Annotated in this window: 15 protein-coding genes and 1 pseudogene; 9 read left to right on the top strand and 7 right to left on the bottom strand. The window is 68.5% G+C overall.

Annotation, left to right across the window (positions count from 1 at the left end; genetic code table 11):
• Nucleotides 1–381 precede the first annotated feature (381 nt).
• The 3 genes from AB0D57_RS38455 to AB0D57_RS38445 all read right to left on the bottom strand — a co-directional run bounded on the left by AB0D57_RS38455 (nucleotide 382) and on the right by AB0D57_RS38445 (nucleotide 3102).
• Nucleotides 382–1155, bottom strand: coding sequence for a polysaccharide deacetylase family protein (locus AB0D57_RS38455; protein WP_362084563.1), 774 nt, complete (start codon nucleotides 1153–1155; stop codon nucleotides 382–384).
• A gap of 502 nt (nucleotides 1156–1657) precedes the next feature.
• On the bottom strand, nucleotides 1658–2548 hold the full coding sequence (locus AB0D57_RS38450) for an LppX_LprAFG lipoprotein (RefSeq protein ID WP_362084520.1): 891 nt from the start codon (nucleotides 2546–2548) through the stop codon (nucleotides 1658–1660).
• A gap of 365 nt (nucleotides 2549–2913) precedes the next feature.
• Entirely contained in the window at nucleotides 2914–3102 is a 189-nt protein-coding gene (locus tag AB0D57_RS38445) for a hypothetical protein (protein WP_362084517.1), read from the bottom strand.
• A gap of 597 nt (nucleotides 3103–3699) precedes the next feature.
• On the opposite strand from AB0D57_RS38445, the gene AB0D57_RS38440 reads away from it, so the two are divergent.
• The 6 genes from AB0D57_RS38440 (at nucleotide 3700) to AB0D57_RS38415 (ending at nucleotide 9325) form a co-directional block, all read left to right on the top strand.
• Nucleotides 3700–6060, top strand: coding sequence for a nitrate- and nitrite sensing domain-containing protein (locus AB0D57_RS38440; protein WP_362084514.1), 2361 nt, complete (start codon nucleotides 3700–3702; stop codon nucleotides 6058–6060).
• A complete protein-coding gene (locus AB0D57_RS38435; RefSeq protein ID WP_362084511.1) occupies nucleotides 6057–6527 on the top strand; it encodes a roadblock/LC7 domain-containing protein in 471 nt (156 codons plus the stop codon). Before AB0D57_RS38440 ends, AB0D57_RS38435 begins: the two co-directional genes overlap by 4 nt.
• Entirely contained in the window at nucleotides 6524–6916 is a 393-nt protein-coding gene (locus AB0D57_RS38430; protein ID WP_362084508.1) for a DUF742 domain-containing protein, read from the top strand. Before AB0D57_RS38435 ends, AB0D57_RS38430 begins: the two co-directional genes overlap by 4 nt.
• Nucleotides 6897–7553 (top strand): ATP/GTP-binding protein, encoded by a 657-nt coding sequence (locus AB0D57_RS38425; RefSeq protein ID WP_362084505.1) that lies wholly within the window; start codon nucleotides 6897–6899, stop codon nucleotides 7551–7553. The genes AB0D57_RS38430 and AB0D57_RS38425 overlap by 20 nt, the downstream gene beginning before the upstream one ends.
• Before the next feature lie 204 nt (nucleotides 7554–7757).
• On the top strand, nucleotides 7758–8834 hold the full coding sequence (locus tag AB0D57_RS38420) for a dihydrodipicolinate reductase (protein WP_362084502.1): 1077 nt from the start codon (nucleotides 7758–7760) through the stop codon (nucleotides 8832–8834).
• 2 nt (nucleotides 8835–8836) lie between these two features.
• Nucleotides 8837–9325, top strand: a complete 489-nt coding sequence (locus AB0D57_RS38415; protein ID WP_362084499.1) for a carboxymuconolactone decarboxylase family protein — start codon at nucleotides 8837–8839, stop codon at nucleotides 9323–9325.
• Nucleotides 9326–9406: 81 nt separating this feature from the next.
• Here AB0D57_RS38415 and AB0D57_RS38410 read toward each other — a convergent pair whose 3' ends face one another.
• Nucleotides 9407–11044: a GMC oxidoreductase gene (locus AB0D57_RS38410; RefSeq protein ID WP_362084496.1), complete on the bottom strand. Its 1638-nt coding sequence runs from the start codon at nucleotides 11042–11044 to the stop codon at nucleotides 9407–9409.
• A gap of 794 nt (nucleotides 11045–11838) precedes the next feature.
• On the opposite strand from AB0D57_RS38410, the gene AB0D57_RS38405 reads away from it, so the two are divergent.
• A complete protein-coding gene (locus AB0D57_RS38405) occupies nucleotides 11839–12333 on the top strand; it encodes a DUF1877 family protein (RefSeq protein WP_362084493.1) in 495 nt (164 codons plus the stop codon).
• A 304-nt stretch (nucleotides 12334–12637) separates the two neighbouring features.
• Here AB0D57_RS38405 and AB0D57_RS38400 read toward each other — a convergent pair whose 3' ends face one another.
• The gene (locus AB0D57_RS38400; RefSeq protein WP_362084490.1) at nucleotides 12638–14866 is read right to left on the bottom strand and encodes a serine/threonine-protein kinase; all 2229 of its coding nucleotides are present in this window, start codon (nucleotides 14864–14866) and stop codon (nucleotides 12638–12640) included.
• A gap of 342 nt (nucleotides 14867–15208) precedes the next feature.
• Nucleotides 15209–15478 (bottom strand): annotated as a pseudogene (locus AB0D57_RS38395) (MMPL family transporter); the annotation flags it as partial.
• Nucleotides 15479–16068: 590 nt separating this feature from the next.
• Here AB0D57_RS38395 and AB0D57_RS38390 point away from each other — a divergent pair.
• Nucleotides 16069–16344 (top strand): hypothetical protein, encoded by a 276-nt coding sequence (locus AB0D57_RS38390; RefSeq protein ID WP_362084487.1) that lies wholly within the window; start codon nucleotides 16069–16071, stop codon nucleotides 16342–16344.
• A 370-nt stretch (nucleotides 16345–16714) separates the two neighbouring features.
• Nucleotides 16715–16921, top strand: coding sequence for a hypothetical protein (locus tag AB0D57_RS38385; RefSeq protein ID WP_362084484.1), 207 nt, complete (start codon nucleotides 16715–16717; stop codon nucleotides 16919–16921).
• On the opposite strand, the gene AB0D57_RS38380 is transcribed toward AB0D57_RS38385, so the two are convergent.
• Nucleotides 16914–17486, bottom strand: coding sequence for a hypothetical protein (locus tag AB0D57_RS38380; RefSeq protein ID WP_362084481.1), 573 nt, complete (start codon nucleotides 17484–17486; stop codon nucleotides 16914–16916). The two genes, AB0D57_RS38385 and AB0D57_RS38380, sit on opposite strands and share 8 nt — an antisense overlap.
• Nucleotides 17487–17726 lie beyond the last annotated feature (240 nt).

The following is a 17726-nucleotide window of genomic DNA, read 5'->3' as shown; positions in this document are numbered from 1 at the left end:
GGTTCCTTCCGAGGAGGGGAGTAGCGGGGAGCCGACGGCGTTTCCGCCGGTTGCCCGCTCTGTGCTGAGTATGAGGAGCCCCAGAGCCCGCAGGTCACGCCCGTCGTCCCTTCAGGACACCGCCGTGGCACAGCCGTGACACAGCAACACACAGGCTGTGGACGGCAGTTCGTCGACGCGCCGCCTTTCACCACGCGGACATGTGTGCACGCCCGACCAGCCCGCCGAGGCCGCCCGCCGGCACGAAACAAAGAACCCCCCAGGTCCCTGACCTGGGGGCTCGTGTGGAGCGGGTGACGAGAACCGAACTCGCATTCTCAGCCTGGGAAGCGACGGCGCTTCGTTGTCTCTTGGAACGCCGGGATCGACCAGAGCCGGGGCTCAGCGCACCGGGAAGCCGAAGGAGTAGCCCTGCTCCTTGAGCTGGGGGAGGATTCGGCGCAGGGCCTCGACGGTCTGGGAGCGATCGCCTCCCGCGTCGTGGAAGAGAAGTGTCGGCCCGTTGGGCAGCTCCCGCTCGACGGTGGCGACGATCGCGTCCGTGCCCGGCCCCTCGAAGTCCTTGGTGTCCACGTTCCAGCCCAGCGGGCGCATGCCGCGCGAGGCGGCGAGCGTGCGGCTGTACGGGGTGAAGGCCCCGCCGGGCGCCCGGTAGTACATCGGCCGTACGCCCCCGGACGCCTCGGTGATCATGCGTTCGGCGTCGAGTATCTGCTGCGACTGGTAGGCCTGGGACTTCTTGTCCATGGTGGTGTCGTGCGACACGGAGTGGTCGCACAGCCGGTGCCCGGCCGCGACCACCTTCTTCACGAGGTCCGGGTGGGCCTGCGCCTGCGTCCCCACCATGCAGAACGTGGCCTTCACCCCGTACTCCCGCAGCACGTCGAGCACTTGAGGGGTCCACACGGGGTCAGGGCCGTCGTCGATGGTGAGGTTGACGCCGCGCGCCCCCTTGTCCGAGGCGTGCGCGATGGTCACCGCGACGGGCTTGACGTCACTGCCCGGCGTGGCCGACGCGGTCGCCTTCGGAGACGAGCCGCCCACGGCACCGGCCTGCGCGGTCCACATCGAGGCACCGGAGGCGAGCAACGTCACCCCGAGCGCCGCGCCGAGCACCTTGCCGTACCAGCCCCGCCCGCCGCCGTGCCGCGCCATGTCCGCCCCGCTTTCCCGCAGTTCCTCGCCCATTCCTTGGTCACCTCGCGACCATCTGACAGGACGAGGAGCGGCGGCCACGGGATGCGTCCGTTACCGATCAAGGACAATCCCGGGGGAGTTCCCGGACAACTGAGCGAGCAGCGGGCGGAACCGGGCCGCTCGGCCCGATCCCGCCTTCCCCGGCACGGGCGCGCGCCCCCCGTGGTGGCCCGTCGGAGCCGACGTTCCTCAGCCGAGCGGAGTCTGGCTCCTTGATCGTCCCGAGATGTCGAACACGCGACATGTCTGGCGCACGTGGCTTTCCGGCGCCCTCACTTGATGACTCACGGCGCACGATTTCCAAGTCTGTTGGTGGGGTGCTGAGGGTCGTCCAGAGGTGTTCACCTGCGTTCATGCCCGTGCGGGTGGCGACACGGCCATCGCGTCCGACCCTCCCTGAACGACGGTGAACGTGGCTGAATGAGACGGAAACTGAGACGGTGCCGGCGTGGCCAGGCGTTCACTCTTCCCCAGGTGTCGCTCCGCCTTCCTGCGCGTCGTCCGCCAGCGCGCCGAGGTCGACGGTGTCCCCGGCCGACGGGGTCTCGACGGTCACCGGCTCGTTGACGCCGAGGAAGGTGATGGTCAGGTCAAGCGGTTCGCCGTCGGTGCCGTCCCGCATGTCGTCGGTCTTGCCCCGCATGCGGAACTGCTTGGCGCGGTCGTCGTCGTCGATCCACAGGTCCATGGTGAGTGTGTCGTCGACGCCCAGCGCATAGAACTGGTCAAGGCTCTCGATCTGGCGCTCCCGAGTCGCCTTGTCTGCTGCAGCGTCACGGGCGGCCGACAAGCCGCTACCGGTGACCGTTCCTCTGTAGTGAGTGGTCCTGGTGCCGTCGATCCTCTCTGTCCCGATCTTCCGCAGGTCCTTGGAGCCGGTCAGGATCGTGGACTGCACGGCCGGGCTCCCCTCGATCTGGCGCGGCAGTACGCCGTAGGAGTTGTTGTCCGCCACGCCACGGCCCCATACGGCCGGGTCGGCTCTGAACCAGCTCCTGCCGTCCAACTTCTTGGAGGCGACCGCACTTCCGCCGACGTACATCACCTCATCGACGAACCGGATCTCCAGCCGGCCGTCCCGGCCCTGGTCGACCGCGGTCATCTTCATACTCATGGCCAGCGGTTCCGTGCTCATGGATGCCTCGGCCTCCATACGGCCCTTCTCCGGCATGGTCCCGGTGATCCGATAGTGGAGCGACGCGATGTCCTCGGATTTCTTCGCCGCCTCCGCCACGGCCGCCGCGGGCGTCACCTTGGGCGGGTCCTCATTCGCGGAATCACTCTCGGCGCCCCCTCCGCAGGCAACCGTTCCCCCCGTGAGCAGCACGACGGCGAACGCCGCGCTCGTCATTTTGCGCGGTAAGGAACCACGCGCTGAAATCCTCATAATCCCGCCGAAATCAGATGGCCGACCTATGTCAAGGTTGCGAGCGTATCCCGGGGTTGTCCGGTGATCCGCTGGATTCTTGCGAGGCATGCGCGACGGACCGCACATGCCTGACTGCACGAGCTTCTGCGGCCGCACTGAGTGGTTGGACTCTTAGCTTGGGAAGCTGCGATCATTTGGGGCCGGTGGGGCCGGTGGGGGCGCTGGCCTGGGCGAACGGTTGAAGGACGGCCTCGTAGGGCTCGGTTGCTTTCACCGTGGTTCCCCGCTGTTCCCCGCTCGATCTGGTGCGCTTGTGGTGCGCGTCGTCGTCCAGCACTCGGCGCCGGCTATCGCTTCTGTGATCTGTAGCGCTTCATCAGCGCGGTGATCCGCGCTTGGTCCGCCTGACCATTGAGTTCGGCCAGGAGATCGTCAGGGCACAACTCGTAGAGGTCGCCCCACCATCGGCGTCCTCGGTCGTTCCAGATTCGGTAGCCGCCTGGCACACCCCTGGCAACGTAGCGTCTCCTGCTCATCGTCCCCCTGCTCCCGGCACAACTCGTGCCGTCATCGAACCTCGTCCCCGGCGCAGACGATACGCAGGCTGGAGCCGACCGGCGAGGCAGTACAAAGAACCCCCGGGTCATCGACCTCGGGGTTTCACATGGAGCGGGTGGCGAGAATCGAACTCGCACTCTCAGCTTGGGAAGCGACGGCGCTTGCGCGGGCTCTAGTGCTCTGACCTGCGTAGATACCTTGCCTCTGAGGTGGTGTGAGGGCCGGATCGCACTGCTGAGGACCGTGGTTGTCTGCGCTTACGGGCACGCCGTGGGCGCGACGCCGGAGTAGGCGGTCCAGGAGTGGCCGGAGGACCTGCCCCCCCGTCACGAGACGTGCATGAACGGTCCCCCGAGCCGCCGGTGCCAATTTGAACGATCAAACTATTGAGATCAATTGTGTGATGAGTAGGCTTCCCCTGACATGGCGCGGACCTTATTTCGGACCAGTCCGCCATCGCTAGCATGGCGGGGACTTCCGTGACATTTCACGCGCAAGCGGCAAAACAGCAGACAAGCCAAGAAGCGGAACGGCGGCAAGGCGGCCAGGAGACGGTTCCGACGCGCGGGTTGTCGGTGCGTACGACCCTGCTCATCCTGGCCCTGGTTCCCACCATCGCCCTGGCCACCCTGTGGGCGATGAACTCGGCTCAGCTCTACGGCAACTGGAAGAGCGTCCACGACCGCAACAACGCGGGCAAGCAGCTCGGGCAGCCGATCGTCACCGTCTTCTACCAGTTGCAGGCAGAGCGGCAACTGAGCGCGGCGGCACTCGCCGACCCCAAGGCCGGTCTGTCGAATCTGGCGAAGCAGCGTGAGCTCACCGACCGGTCCGTCCAGGCCTTCGAAGCACTCTCCGACTCCGTGCCGGCCGGTCTCACCAAGAGTTTCCAGCGGGTCGGTCGAAGTCTGGAGCGACTGCCCGAGTACCGGGACGCGGTGGACAAGCGGGACGCCACCCAGGAGCAGACGTTCGACAGCTACACCGGTGTCATCGCCTCGGACATGCAGTTGTTCGAGGACTTCACCAGCGTCGGCATCGGCGAGGTCACCGTCCTCACCAGGCCGGTGCTCGACGCGCAATGGGGCCAGGAGATGCTCTCGCGCGAGAGCGCGATCTTCACCGCCGGAACGGCGAGCGGTCGCTTCACCAGTGCGCAGCGCTTGCAACTCGCCGAGGTGATCGGCAGCCAGCAGCACATCTACGAGGACAAAGTCGTACCGCGGCTGCCCGGCAAGTACGCCAAGACGTATCAGGGCGTGCTGTCCGGCACGGCCTGGAAACAGAAGACCGGGATCGAGCAGACGGCCCTCAACGCCGAGAGCCTCGGGGGGGACGGCCGGACCCCGGTGTCCGCACAGCTCGGCAAGGAGTGGCAGCAGAGCTACGGTGCGATAACACCCCAGCTGTTGCAGGCCAGTGGCGCGTACTCCGGCTACCTCGTCAGCGCCACCGAGGACGAACTGAGCGCCATGATGACTGACCTGGTCGTCAACAGTGCCGTGGGCGCCGCGGCCGTACTGCTGGTGTTCCTGATCTCGATGCGGCTCACCGGCGTCCTGCGCCAACGCATCTCCGGGCTCCGCTCCGCGGCGCTGGAGCTGCAGACCAGGCTGCCCGACATGGTGGAGCGGCTGCGGCAGGGCGAGACGGTCGACACGGACGCCGAACTGCCCGAGATCCGTTACGGCAACGACGAACTGGGCATGCTCGGCCAGGCTCTCAACCAGGCCCGCGGCAGTGCCCTGGAGACAGCCGTGCGACAGGTCGAGCAGTACCGCGGCTTCGAGCGCCTGCTGCAGCGCATCGCCAGACGCACCCAGTTGCTGATCGGCATGCAGATGAAACGTCTCGGCGAGATGCAGCGGCAGCACGAGGACCCCGAGGTCCTGGAAGGACTCTTCGACGTCGACCACCTGGCCGCCCGACTGCGGCGCTACGAGGAGAACCTGGTCATCCTCGGTGGCGGTCAGCCCCAGCGGCGCTGGCGTAAACCCGTGCTGCTGCTGGACGTGCTGCGCTCCGCGCAGGGCGAGGTGCAGGACTACCGGCGCATCCGGATCGACACCGAGGACGAGATCTGGCTGTCCGAGCGCGCGGTCGGTCCCATGGTGCACGTACTGGCCGAACTGATGGAGAACGCGGTGTCGTTCTCCAAACCGCCGACTCCGGTGGAGGTGTCCGCGTCCCGGGTGGGCCGCGGCGTCGCGGTCGAGATCGAGGACCGCGGCATGGGCATGGACCCCGAGCAGTACGCCGAGGCCAACCGCCTGATGGCCGACCCGCCCCGCATGGACGTGATGTCCCGCGCCGACGACGCCCGCCTCGGCCTGTACGTCGTGGCGCGGCTGTCCGCCAACCTGGGGCTGAACGTGGAGCTGCGGCCCTCGTCCTTCGGCGGCACCCGGGTGGTCGTCCTGGTGCCGGCAGAGCTGATCTCCGACGGGAGGCCGCGCTCGGAGTCGCCGGACGGCGCTGTCCCGGCGCAACTCGCGATCATCGGCGCGCCCCGCTCCGAGCAGGACGGAGATCCCCGGGGTTCGCGGCCGGAGCCTCAGCCGCAACTCCCACCGCAACCGCGGCCCGGCGACCAGGAGGCGTCCACGCTCCCGGTCATCGGCCCCAGGACCGGACCGCCGGCCCGCGCCACCGCCGTGCCCCCCACGGCGAGTTCGGAGCCGCTGCCCCGCCGGGTACGGCAGGCCAGTCTGGCCGCCGAACTCCGTGAGCCTTCCTGTGTGTACGCTGAGGCGCCGCACGTGGAGACGTCGGAGACGGAGCCGTTGCCGCGCCGGATCGCGCCGCGCCGCTCCGGCGCCACCGTCGGCGCCTTCCAGCGCCAGTCCCGGATCGCCCGGCTCGGGCTCGACTCCGATCAACAGCCCACTCACCCCTCACCGGGCCACGACGGCGCCCGCAAGGAAGACACACGATGACTCTGCGAACCACTGCCACCAACTCCGACCTCGACTGGCTGCTCGACCGCTTGGTCGACCAGGTTCCGGGCACCAGGAACGCCATCGTGCTGTCCGACGACGGCCTGGTGGTCAGCCAGTCCAGCAGTATCGAGCGGGTCGACGCGGAACGCCTGGCCGCCATCGCCACCGGCCAGCAGAGCCTGGCCCGCGGAGTCGGCGACGTCTTCGGCGGCGGACCGGTCCACCAGGTCATCATCGAGCTCCGTGACCTCTGGCTCTTCGTCAGCTCCGCCGGCCGGGGCACGCACCTGGCGGTCGTCGCGGACCAGGAGGTGGACGCCGAGGTGATGTCCGTGGCGATGCACACCCTCGTTCAGCAGGTCGGGCAACGCCTGGGCACCGAGGCCCGTGTGGTGCGGGAGGACGCCGAGGGATCGGCGTCCCGTCGCTCCAGCGACGCCGAGAGTGGGGGAGGACGTGGGTGAGCCACTGGGCGGACGCGGAACCGGACGACGAGTACGCGGAACAGAGCTTCATCAGGCCGTACACGATCACCCAGGGGCGCACGACCTCGGCTCGGGACGACCTCACCCTCATCACCATGATCGCGACGGTTGTCACACCCGATGAGCAGCTCTCGTCCCGTGGCCTGCAACCCGAGCACAGGCTGATCCTCCAGCAGTGCCGCACCCCGGTGGCTCTCGCCGAGGTCGCCGCCGAGCTGAACCTGCCCGTGGCGGTGACGAAGATCCTTGTCTCCGACCTGATCGCGCTCGGCAGGGTGACGGCCCGGCCACCGCTGGCGGTCGCGGTGGGCCAGGGACTGGACATGACACTTCTTCAGGCGGTGAAAGATGGCCTACTCAGACTCTGACGACCAGGTCGGGACACGCGCGACGCACTCCACCGCGGCCCAGGCTCCGGCGGCGGTGAAGATACTCATCGCGGGCGGATTCGGCGTGGGCAAGACCACGATGGTCGGTGCCGTGAGCGAGGTCGTGCCCCTGAACACCGAGGAGCATCTGACGGTCGCGGGCGTCGGCGTGGACGACATCGACGGGGTGGACCAGAAGGCCACCACGACGGTGGCCCTGGACTTCGGCCGGATCACCGTGAACTCCCAACTCGTGCTGTACCTCTTCGGCACACCCGGCCAGGAACGCTTCTGGTTCATGTGGAACGACCTGGTGCACGGGGCGCTCGGCGCCGTCGTCCTCGTGGACACCCGGCGGCTGACGAGCAGTTTCGCGTCGATCGACTTCTTCGAGAGCCGTGGCATCCCGTTCGTCGTCGGCGTCAACTGCTTCGACGGACGCCAGGACCGCACTGAGCCCGAGGTCCGGGAGGCACTCGACCTCGACCCGCACACCCCCGTCGTCATGGGCGACCTCCGGCAGCGCCTGGCAAGCCGCAACCTGTTGCTGGCCCTGATCGAGCTTCTGATGTCCGGCCGGGCGCCGCTCTCGAGTCACCCGGCCGCCGTGCTGCCGGGCACGATCAGCACCGTGTGACTCTCAAGGTTCGATCTCTCCTTCATTGCTCGCCGCCGGCTTCCGGGGGGTTCGGGCTCTGCAGGGAATGGTTGCATCCCCTGCCTGTCCGGGGGCGGAGACTCGTCCGGGACCTGACCGACGGTCGGGCTTCGTCGATGCTCGGGATCCGATTCCTCGTGCACGGCTATGGGAAGTTTTGGGGTGCATCGTTACCCTCCGCCCATGATTCCCACGGTGGTTTGGGGCACAGGCAACGTCGGGCGCGCGGCCATCCGAGCTGTCGCGGCGCACCCGATGCTCAGCCTGGTGGCCGTGCTGGTGTCCAGTCCCGCCAAGGTCGGCAAGGACGCGGGCGAACTCAGCGGACTCGGGCGGCGCCTGGGGGTGACGGCGACGGACGATGTGGACGGGGTTCTCTCCGGAGCCCCCCGCGCGGTCGTGTACGCGGCGTCCGGTGACGTCCGCCTGGACGGTGCCCTCGATGACATCAACCGCGCGGTCCGCGCCGGCGCGGTGGTCGTCACACCGTCCCTGTACGGCATGTACGACTGTACGAACGCGCCTGACGAGATCCGCGACGTGCTGCTCGAGTCCGTCGAGGCCGGGGGCGGCTCGTTGTTCGTGTCGGGTGTGGACCCCGGTTGGGCCAACGACGTGCTCCCGCTGTTGGTCAGCGGGCTGGGGTCCGACATCGACGCCGTCCGCTGCCAGGAGATCTTCGACTACTCGACGTACGACCAGGAGGAAGCGGTTCGCCAGCTGATCGGTATGGGACATCCTCTGGACTATCAGCCGCTGATGCTCGCCGAAGGTATTCCGACGATGATCTGGGGCGGACAGCTGCGGATGATGGCACGGGCCCTGGGCGTCGAACTGGACCGCATCGAGGAGACCTTGGAACGCCGTCCCCTCGAAACGTCCGTCGTCACGGACACGATGGGGGAGTTCTCGGCCGGCACCCAGGGAGCGGTGCGTCTTGAGGTGCAGGGCGTGGTGGAGGGCGAGCCCTGCATCGTCATCGAGCATGTCACCCGCATTCACGCCACCTGTGCCCCGGACTGGCCGGCACCGCCTGACGGTGGGGCGGGCGCACATCGCGTGATCATCGAAGGGCGCCCCCGCATAGAGGTCACGGTGGAGGCCACGGACGAGGGAGAGAACAGAGCCGCCGGCGGCAACGCCACGGCGGCCGGCCGTCTGGTGAACGCCATCGACTGGCTCGTCGAGGCCGAACCGGGTCTCTTCGACGCACTCGACGTCCCGCTGCGCCCCGCGGTGGGCAGACTGGGAAAGAAGTGATCATGCAGATCGACATCCCCGAGGGCGCCGAGCCCATCCCGTACGTCTGGGGCGACCTGGTGCCCAAGATCGGTCAGGCCGCCAGCGCCTTCTCCCTGTCCGTCTATCAGTACACGACCCTCGGACTGCGCGAGTTCGAGGCCGCCCGCCTGCGCATCGCGCAGATCAACGGGTGCCTGTTCTGCCTGGACTGGCGCACCGAACGCGACGGGGAGAAGGTCGAGGAGGGGTTCCTCGACGCGGTCACGCAGTGGCGGACCACGGGCACCTTCGACGAACGGACCCGACTCGCCGCCGAGTACGCGGAGCGCTACGCACTCGACCATCACCACCTGGACGATGAGTTCTGGGACCGGATGAAGGCGCACTACAGCCAGGCGGAGATCGTGGAGTTGACCATGAGCATCGGCTCATGGCTGGCGTTCGGCCGTCTCAATCATGTGCTGGGTCTCGACAGCGTCTGTGTGCTGCCTTCGGCACAGGGTGCATGAGGCATTTCGGGCTGCGGGCCGGGGCACATCCGCCACGGCCCACAGTTGTCCGCACGGCGCCCGGACGGGGCGCGGGAACGGTCAGAAGTCCTCGGCGATGATCTTCTCGATGTTGCGCTCGGCGAGCGCGGTGATGGTCACGAAGGGATTGACGGTGGTGTTGCCGGGGATCAGTGCACCATCCATCACATACAGGCCCGGGTGGCCGTGCAGGCGGCCGTAGTTGTCAGTGGCTTTGTTGAGGACCGCTCCACCGAGCGGGTGGTACGTGAGATGGTCGCCCCAGATCTTGTTGGCGCCGAAGAGGTCCGTGCGGTAGATGGTGCCCTCCGTGGCGTTGATCTTGTCGAAGATCGTTTTCGCCATGGTGATCGACGGCTGCTTCCACGCGGTCTGCCAGTCCAGTTCCACCTTCCCCGTCGACGCGTTCCACGTGAACCGGCCACGGTGGGGATTGTTGGTGATCGACAGATAGAACGACGCCCAGGTCTCGATGCCTGTCGGCAGCGGCGCCACCTCGGCGAACGCACCGCCCGCGGCCCAGTTGTCGATGCCCGCCGTCGGGATGGACGACTGGAGCGCTCCGGTCGGGTCCCACAGGTGGTTCGCCCGGCCGCACATGACGTTTCCGTTGTCGCCCCATCCCCTCCCGATCTCGTCGTTGAGGCCGGGCAGCGCGCCCGTCGCCTTCAGACCGACCAGCAGCTTGCTGGTGCCGACGCTTCCCGCGGCGAAGAACACCCGCCCGGCCAGTACGGTCTTGGTGGTGGTGACGGCTCCGCTCGTGTCGAGCTGCTCGATGGTCACGGAGTAGCCGCCGGTGGCGGGCGTCACCGCGGTGACCCTGTGCAGCGGTGAGATGCTGACCCGGCCGGTCGCGCGGGCTTGCGCGAGATAGGTCTTCGGCAGGGACTTCTTGCCGTGGTTGTTGCCGTACAGGATCTCGCCGGCCAGGGCCGACTTGGTCGCGGCTCCCGTGGCCTCCTGTTTCATGTAGTCCCAGTCGTAGACGGTGGGCACGAACATGAAGGGGAAACCGGACCGTCCTGCGTGTTTGCGACCGACGCGCGCGTACTGATAGCACTCCGTCGTCTCGAACCAGGCCGGGTCGATCGTGCTGGCGCCGAGGTTGCTGTTCGCCCGCGGGTAGTACACGTCGTACATTTCGTCGGCGTCGACCGACGGGAGGACTCCGGGGAAGCGGGCCCGCTGGGGTGTCACCGCCATACCGCCGTTGACGAGGGAGCCGCCCCCGACGCCCCGCCCCTGGTACACCACGATGCCGCCCATCTCCTCGGCGTCCAGGATGCCCGTGTAGCGCGGCACGTCCTTGTCGATCGGGAAGCCGAGGAAGTTGCTCAGGGGCTGCTTGGTGCGTGTGCGAAGCCAGAAGGACCGGTAGTCGGGGGTGGTGGTGTTGGCGAAGATCTTGCCGTCCGTTCCCGGGGTGTCCCAGGCCATGCCCATTTCCACCATGTGGACGTCCACGCCGGCCCGTGCGAGTCGCAGTGCGGTGACGGAACCCCCGTATCCGGTTCCTATCACGAGTGCGGTGACCTGTGCGCCGGGTTCGATCAGGTCGGCCTGAGGGAGCGCCGCGGCGGTCGGGATGTCGAATGCGCCCAGAGCAGCGGCGCCAAAAATAGAACCAGTTCCTCCAATAAAGCGACGTCGGGATAAACCTCTTCCTTGCAGTGTTTTGGCAGGTCTGGTGCCCATGTAGATCTCCCTCCTCTTTCGGAAGTGAAACGAGTTCTACTAAGAATCATGAAATATGTCACGAGAAACCTACGGGTAACTTAAGTGTTGTTCGCGGGTTTTTCGCATCAGGAATCAACCGATAACTCACCCCTCCCATTGGTATCAATTCAAACCCGTGAATCATGCCTTGCGGAACTGATCCCTTTTCGATTTCGTCGTGTGACGGTTCCCGCGCTCGTGTGATCGATGCCGGCGTGGCGACGGGTTCGAGCATCTTCCGGTCTTCGGTCGAGGCGGGTGTGCGAAGCACCCCTGCATGTCACGACGGACGCCGGGCGGAAGGGGATGCGCCTCGGGTCGGTTGTCGGCCGCATTCAAGCCCGCGCGGTTGCGATCCTTTGCCACCGGCCGCCGCTGAGGTCGACGCCGCCGTCGAACCAGTGGCCGAGCTCGGTCTCGTAGCCGGGGAGTATCGGACCGGGGGTGGTACTGCTGTTCCTACCCTCGAGGCTGGCGGCTGCCGTGTTCGTCAGAGGATGATCAGGAGCGCGCCCCGCCCGCCGGTCTGGACGACAAAGAACCCCCGGGTCGCCGACCTGGGGGTTTCGCATGGAGCGGGTGACGAGAATCGAACTCGCACTCTCACCTTGGGAAGCGACGGCGCTTGGCGGCTGCACGGCCGCTGACCAGCGATTCCCGGCAACCGGCGCGGTACCGCCCACCCTCGCGCGCACGACGGTTGAGGCGTCTTCCCCGCAACGGGGTCCGTTGGGCCACGTAATGCTTCGGCGCCCCCGTGCGCTCCTCCTGGCATGAGTACGTATCTCCGTCTGCGAGCGGTGCCGCCCCCCGCACTGCGCAACAGCACGACCTGGCTTGAACGACTGTTCGAGGGTGACTCGGATACCGTCCGGCACCGGGTCGTCCGGCACCGTGAAGAGGTGCTGGACAAGCGTTATCTGGACCAGGAGCGCATCTATGTCGGCTCTCCCCCGCATCGTGGCGAGGACCGGCCCCAGACTCAGGTCGTGCTTGGTGGCCGACCGGTGTTCCGCGCCGACCGGCACAAGCCGCCGTTCCTGGTGCTGACGGCGGCCCAGGCCCGCCGGGTGGCCAGGTTCCTGGCGGTGGCCGACTTCGACGCGCTGTGGGATTTCGCCCGCGACGAACTGCTGCCGCGCTACGGCGGCGTGACCGCGGAGCCCGAGACGTGGCATGCGTTCGCGGCGGCGCACCAGGAGTTGAGGGCGTTCTACGCACAGACGGCCGAGTGCGGGGACGCGGTGGTGAAGTGGCTGCCGGCCTGAGGCGCGTGAAGGGCGACGGCGCTTCGATGGCGGCACAGTTTCTGACCTGCGGTTACGCCGCCTGGGGGTGCAGTTTGAGGGCTGGTTTCGCGCCGCTGTTTACCGTGGTTGTCCGGTCTTATGGGCACGCTTTGGGCACGCACCCACATGGGGGCGCTGCTCGGGGGCCGGACGGCTCCGCTGCGGTGGGACACCTGCGGGTGCGGGATGTCCCCGACACATCGGCTTGCAGATGCACACCGCCATGGCGGCGTAGGCGGTCTGAGGGATGATCCGCACGGTGCGCGGTGATTGCCTCGGCCGGTCAGGTGGGCCCGTCAGGGCTCCGGGAGAGGGCCGTGTCGCCGGCCATCGCCACGATCGCGTCCTTGACGAGCAGCACTCGCGGCGGGTAGCTCTGCACTTTGTCCCCGGGGTCGTCCAGTGCGGAGGTGCGCCAAACCTCCGCTCCGGTGCGACTGTCCAGTGCCAGCAGACGGCCGAAGCGGTTGCAGAAATAGACCCGCTTGTACGTCGCCGACACCGCGGGCGCGGACAGGCTCTCCACGTCCGTCACCTTCTGCCAGAGTTGTTTGCCGCTGTCCGCCGACACCGCGGTGACCGACCCGTCGGACCGGACGAAGTAGACGACGCCGTCCACGAGGGTGGCCGCGCCGGTCAGCGGACGAGCCAGCGGTATCCGTCTGACCTGCCCGGTTTCCGGGGCCACCCGCAGCAGCGCGTTGTACGGCCGTTCGTACCCGGCTTCGTACACGTCCTTCGCGGTCTGAGGAGCGAGGAACAGGGGTTGCCCGCCGACAGCGCCGAGCGTTTCCGCCTTCTTGGGCAGTGTGGCCGTTTCGGTCAGGCTGCCGGGTCCGAGCTTCATCAGCTCGACCGGGGCCTGGCCGGGCTCGGTGCCCTGCGAGCACAGGGCGTAGGGGACGCCTCCCAGCGCCGACGGAGTGCAGTACTCGTCCAGCGAGGACGCCTGCCACAGTTCCTTGCCGGTAGGCCCGTAGGCCACGAACGACGAGTGGTCGGGAGACAGGGTCAGCAACCCGCCGTCGTACAGGACCGGGGCCTCGGACTTGCTGATGTCGCGTTGCCACCGCCGGTGCCCGGTAGCGGCGTCGAGGGCCACCACGCGCCTGGTCCTGTCGTCAGGATCCTCGTACGCATAGACCAGCCCGTCGCGAACGCCGATCGGCTGCACTCCCTGAGGGCGGGTGCCGGTCCGCCACAGGGTGCGGCCGGAGGCCGCGTCGATCCTGGCGACCGTGACGCCCGTACCGCCACAGAACAGGGCGCTGCCCTCCGTCACGCATCCGGGGCTGCCGTAGTCGAGAGGAATTCCCTTCACGTCGTACCGCAGATCCGTGCGCCACGGCCGCCAGCCGTCGGGCAGTGACGCGGCACGGGCGGTGGCCGTGGCGTCGGGGGCGGCGGTGGTGGTGTCCGGATCGGACACGAAGAGACCCACACCGACACACAGCCCCGTGACGGCCAGCACCGCGCCGAGGCCGGTGAGCCGCATCCGGGCTCGGCGTCGCTTGCCGGAGTCGGAGTCGGAGTCGGAGTCGGAGCCGGAGTCGGAGTCGGTGCCCATGCCGGTGCCCGTGCCGGAGCCCGTGCCGGTACCGATGCCGGTCGCGGCGCCCGCGGAGGTGGTGGCCGCGCTCCGGGAGGTGGGGCGGCGCCGGGGTTTCGCGGACTGCCCGGTCTTCGGGGACCCGGTGGTGTCGGATTCCGGCAGCGCCTGGAGCATGCGGTGTATGTCCGTCAGTTCCGGCCGTGCGGCCGGGTCCTTGTCCAGGCAGCGCTCGACAATGTCCAGGAGCGCTTCGGGCACGCCGCCGAGGTCCGGGGTCCCGAACACCACCTGATAGCCGGTTATATACGGGCTGTCGGCGTCGAACGGTCCCGTGCCGACGGCAGCGAACACCAGCAGCGACCCCAGCGAGAACACGTCCGAGGCCGGGGTGACGTCCCGGGGGGAGGCCAGTTGTTCCGGCGACATGAAGGGCGGAGTGCCGATCATCCGCCCGGTCGTGGTGAGGCTCTGGTGGTCGGAAGCCCGCGATATGCCGAAGTCGATGACGCGCGGCCCGTCCTCGGTCATCAGGACGTTGCCCGGTTTGAGGTCCCGGTGCACCAGGCCCGCCCGCTGGATGTCGCGCAGTGCCTCGGTGAGCCCCAGCCCCAGCGCGCGCAGTTCCCGCTGGCTCAGCGGGCCGTCCTTCTCCACGACTTCGGCAAGGTTGCGCCCCGGCACGTAGAGCGTCGCCATCCACGGCCGGTCGGCGTCCGGGTCGGCGTCCACGACAGGCGCGGTGAAGGCGCCGCTCACTCTGCGCGCTGCCCCGATCTCCTGCCGGAAGCGCGTCCGGAACTCCTCCTCCTGGGCGTACGGCTCGCGCACGAGCTTGACCGCGACTTGCCGTCCCGAGGCGGAGACTCCCAGATAGACGACTCCCATGCCGCCCGCCCCGAGCCGACCGAGAAGGGTGTACCCGCCTATGGACTCCGGGTCCCCGGTGTTCAGGGGCGTCATCGCCGATCATCCTTCCCAGCGTCTGCCTGCCTCACGGGGATCAGAGTAGGGCCTGCGGCCCCGGAAACGGGGCCGCGCCTGTCACGGACCGGTGTCCCTGTGCCCCTGAGCCGCGCGATGGGCCATCCGTCCAGATGAGGGCTCAACTCCCGTCCGCCCAAGCCGATGTCGAGGTCGAGCCGATGTCGGTGTCGATGTGCGTCGAGGTGTTCATGTGTGCCCGTTTCGCAAGAGCCGGCGGTCTCGTCAGCCGCCCCCACGGTCCTCCATTCCATTCGGCATCCCAGGAAGGCCGCGTTTCTGCAGTTCAGAGCTGGTGCGACCAATCCAGCATCCCGAATTCGCGGCGGCTTCGGCCGCGGTCCGATCGAGGGGGCCCGACCTTGGAGAGATCAGCACCTGCTCGGTGGACCTGCGTTCCAGATGCCCCTCGGCGGCCATCGCCTCCGCCCGGCCGGCCTCGCCGACCCGGTAGTCGGCCGTCGTCGCGCTGTGTGTGCCGACGACACTGCCGATCCCCAGGCACAGCACCACGAACACGAACCAGCCGACGATGGCCCTCCAGGGGTGCCGAGCGCTCCAACGCGCCATGCGCACAGTGAATGACATCATGCCCAAAATCCTTGCTGGCCAGGGTAGTTGGCGGACAGAGGCGCCCGGTTGAACTTCGCGTCCACCGATCGGTGGACCTGGACCGCGAGAGGCTCCCGCGAGCCGGGTCCTCGCACGGCGAACCGTCCGGCACGCTCTTCGGGCAACCGGAGGCTGGGGGCTTCCCTAGGCGGCTCGCACCATGCCGAGCCGCGCCCGGCGGTGTGCAGGGGACAGGCCGGGCGGGACGCTGGGCCGTCCGATCCACCTGGTCGGCCGGACGGGCCGGCTACCGCGCTTCGCGCAATCGCAGTTACTCAGCGCGGCCGCCCCCCGGATGCCCAGGACGGGCGGGGGAGAGGATGCGACGCTGGAGTGAGGGGCCCGCGAGTGGAGGTCCGAGTGCGGCTCATCCGGTCCGGGGCCCTCTCCTTCGGCCTGGCGACCATGTCCCGGTGCGGCTCAATGGATGCGACGCAGAATCGTGCGGTCAGTCTGTGAGCCCGCCGGCCGGGGCACCACTCACCGAGCGTCGCCAGGCGGCCTTACCGCGTGGATCCGGCCCGCCGGGACCAGGACCGCGCGACCAACCCGGAAGGCAGGTGCGTCCCATGCGCACGTCGACCCGTATCGCCGGTGCCCTCACCGGCCTGACCCTCACCCTCGGTGGTGCGGTCCTCGCCGCTCCCGCGGTCCGGGCGGACATCCCCGCCTGCACACAGATGGCCGAACTGGCCGGTGCCACCGCTTCCGACTCCGTCACAGCGGCCTGCAGCCGTGGCGTGGTCGGAGACCTGCAGGGTTGTGTGACCGGGCTGACCGGGGCCGGAGTGGCGGGCGGCGCCGCGACCGCTGCCTGCCGGGCGGCGGCCCACGAACCGCGTTAGAGGACCGCGCGCGGCAGCCGCCCGCCGGCACCGGTCGGAGGCAGGTACGGCCCGTCTCCTCCTCAACCCCCGGCCTGCCCGGACACAACGCGGCCCTGGTGGGCAGTCTCGACGCCAAGGACATCGACGTCGCCCCGCTCCTACCGACGCGCACGCGGCGTACCGACGCGCACGCGGCGTACCGATGCGGCCGGTCGAGGTCGGTGACGTCATGCCTCTGAGGGGCCGGGCAGTCACCGTCAGGGCGCGGCGCCCAGCCTCACCTCGCGGGCCTCATGTGGAGCGCCCATGCTGAGCAAGAGGGCGCCGTCGTCTTGAGACTTGTCCTTCCCGAAGGCCTAACGAAGGCGCCTGAGAGGAGGAGGAAGTCATGCGCATGCGAAGAATCCTGGGCCTCGCCCTGGCCGCGGCAACCCTTGCCGGCGTGAGCGCCGTCGGCGCTGTCAGCGCCGGGGCCGCCTCGTCTCCGAACATCTCCAGAGACGAATGCACGGCCGCCGGCGGACAGATCGTTTCACGCCCCTACGCCGGCGACGCCTGCGCGCTGCCTGACGGGACCAGGCCGGCGATCACTTGACCGGTCGGCGCACGGCCGGGCAACCAGTCCGGCCGGTGCACCCGGCGCGGTGGGTATGGAGTGACGGCACCCGGTCCACCGTCGGGTGGATCGCCCGCGCCCGTCTCGACACCGCGGCACTCGCGATGGCGGACGCCGACCGTCTCGAAGCCAAGGCCGTCACCGCTTCGAGACGGTCCGCGCCGTCCTGAACACCGCGCTCGCCGCCGTCCTGAACGGCCTCGGCCATGTCGTCATACAGTGACCGACGAGGTCGTTCGCATTTCCTGGCTGTATTGATTCGGATTTCCCAGCTGTATTGATCACGAGCGTTGTTGACACTCGGCAGGTCCTGAACGGGCGCAGAAGAACGCGCAGTTCCGCCGGCCTCGAGCCTGGATGTGCCGACGGTGATGGAGTCTTCCTTCTGGCGCGGGCGATGATCGCGCCGCTGTCCGCATTGGGCCCTTTGCCGATGCCCTGACTCATCCCCGCCGTGGAAGCGGTCCAGCAGGTCATCCCGCTCCACCAACCCGTCTGAGTCAAGGCCGACCCCGCCGGCATCGCCAACCGGCACGCGGCCCACGGTCCTCTCCGGGGACCTACGAGACGGCGCCGTAACAGCACGACCAAGGAGCCGACCGGCACGGTGCACCCGCCGGTCGGCTCCGTCGTGCTCCGGGGGCCTGTCCGGCGGATCATGCCGCGGACGCGGGGCTTGGCACGCCCAGCTGCGGCGTTGTCGTCGGTCAACGACTCCCCCACTCTCGACTTCGCTCGAGCGGGGGGACCCCCATCGCGTCGCCTCCCTCCTCCGCCTTGCAGC

Origin of the sequence: Streptomyces sp. NPDC048275 (genome assembly GCF_040652275.1) — a bacterium.
Lineage (GTDB): Bacteria > Actinomycetota > Actinomycetes > Streptomycetales > Streptomycetaceae > Streptomyces.
Note: the sequence above shows the minus strand (reverse complement) of the source record. Positions and strands in the feature narration are given on the sequence as shown.

Coding starts and splice junctions, on each gene's coding strand:
- AB0D57_RS38420 (WP_362084502.1), top strand. CDS start 7,758: ATGATTCCCACGGTGGTTTGGGGCACAGGCAACGTCGGGCGCGCGGCC.
- AB0D57_RS38445 (WP_362084517.1), bottom strand. CDS start 3,102: ATGAGCAGGAGACGCTACGTTGCCAGGGGTGTGCCAGGCGGCTACCGA.
- AB0D57_RS38400 (WP_362084490.1), bottom strand. CDS start 14,866: ATGACGCCCCTGAACACCGGGGACCCGGAGTCCATAGGCGGGTACACC.
- AB0D57_RS38455 (WP_362084563.1), bottom strand. CDS start 1,155: ATGGCGCGGCACGGCGGCGGGCGGGGCTGGTACGGCAAGGTGCTCGGC.
- AB0D57_RS38435 (WP_362084511.1), top strand. CDS start 6,057: ATGACTCTGCGAACCACTGCCACCAACTCCGACCTCGACTGGCTGCTC.
- AB0D57_RS38385 (WP_362084484.1), top strand. CDS start 16,715: ATGCGCATGCGAAGAATCCTGGGCCTCGCCCTGGCCGCGGCAACCCTT.
- AB0D57_RS38410 (WP_362084496.1), bottom strand. CDS start 11,044: ATGGGCACCAGACCTGCCAAAACACTGCAAGGAAGAGGTTTATCCCGA.
- AB0D57_RS38425 (WP_362084505.1), top strand. CDS start 6,897: ATGGCCTACTCAGACTCTGACGACCAGGTCGGGACACGCGCGACGCAC.
- AB0D57_RS38415 (WP_362084499.1), top strand. CDS start 8,837: ATGCAGATCGACATCCCCGAGGGCGCCGAGCCCATCCCGTACGTCTGG.
- AB0D57_RS38390 (WP_362084487.1), top strand. CDS start 16,069: ATGCGCACGTCGACCCGTATCGCCGGTGCCCTCACCGGCCTGACCCTC.
- AB0D57_RS38405 (WP_362084493.1), top strand. CDS start 11,839: ATGAGTACGTATCTCCGTCTGCGAGCGGTGCCGCCCCCCGCACTGCGC.
- AB0D57_RS38450 (WP_362084520.1), bottom strand. CDS start 2,548: ATGACGAGCGCGGCGTTCGCCGTCGTGCTGCTCACGGGGGGAACGGTT.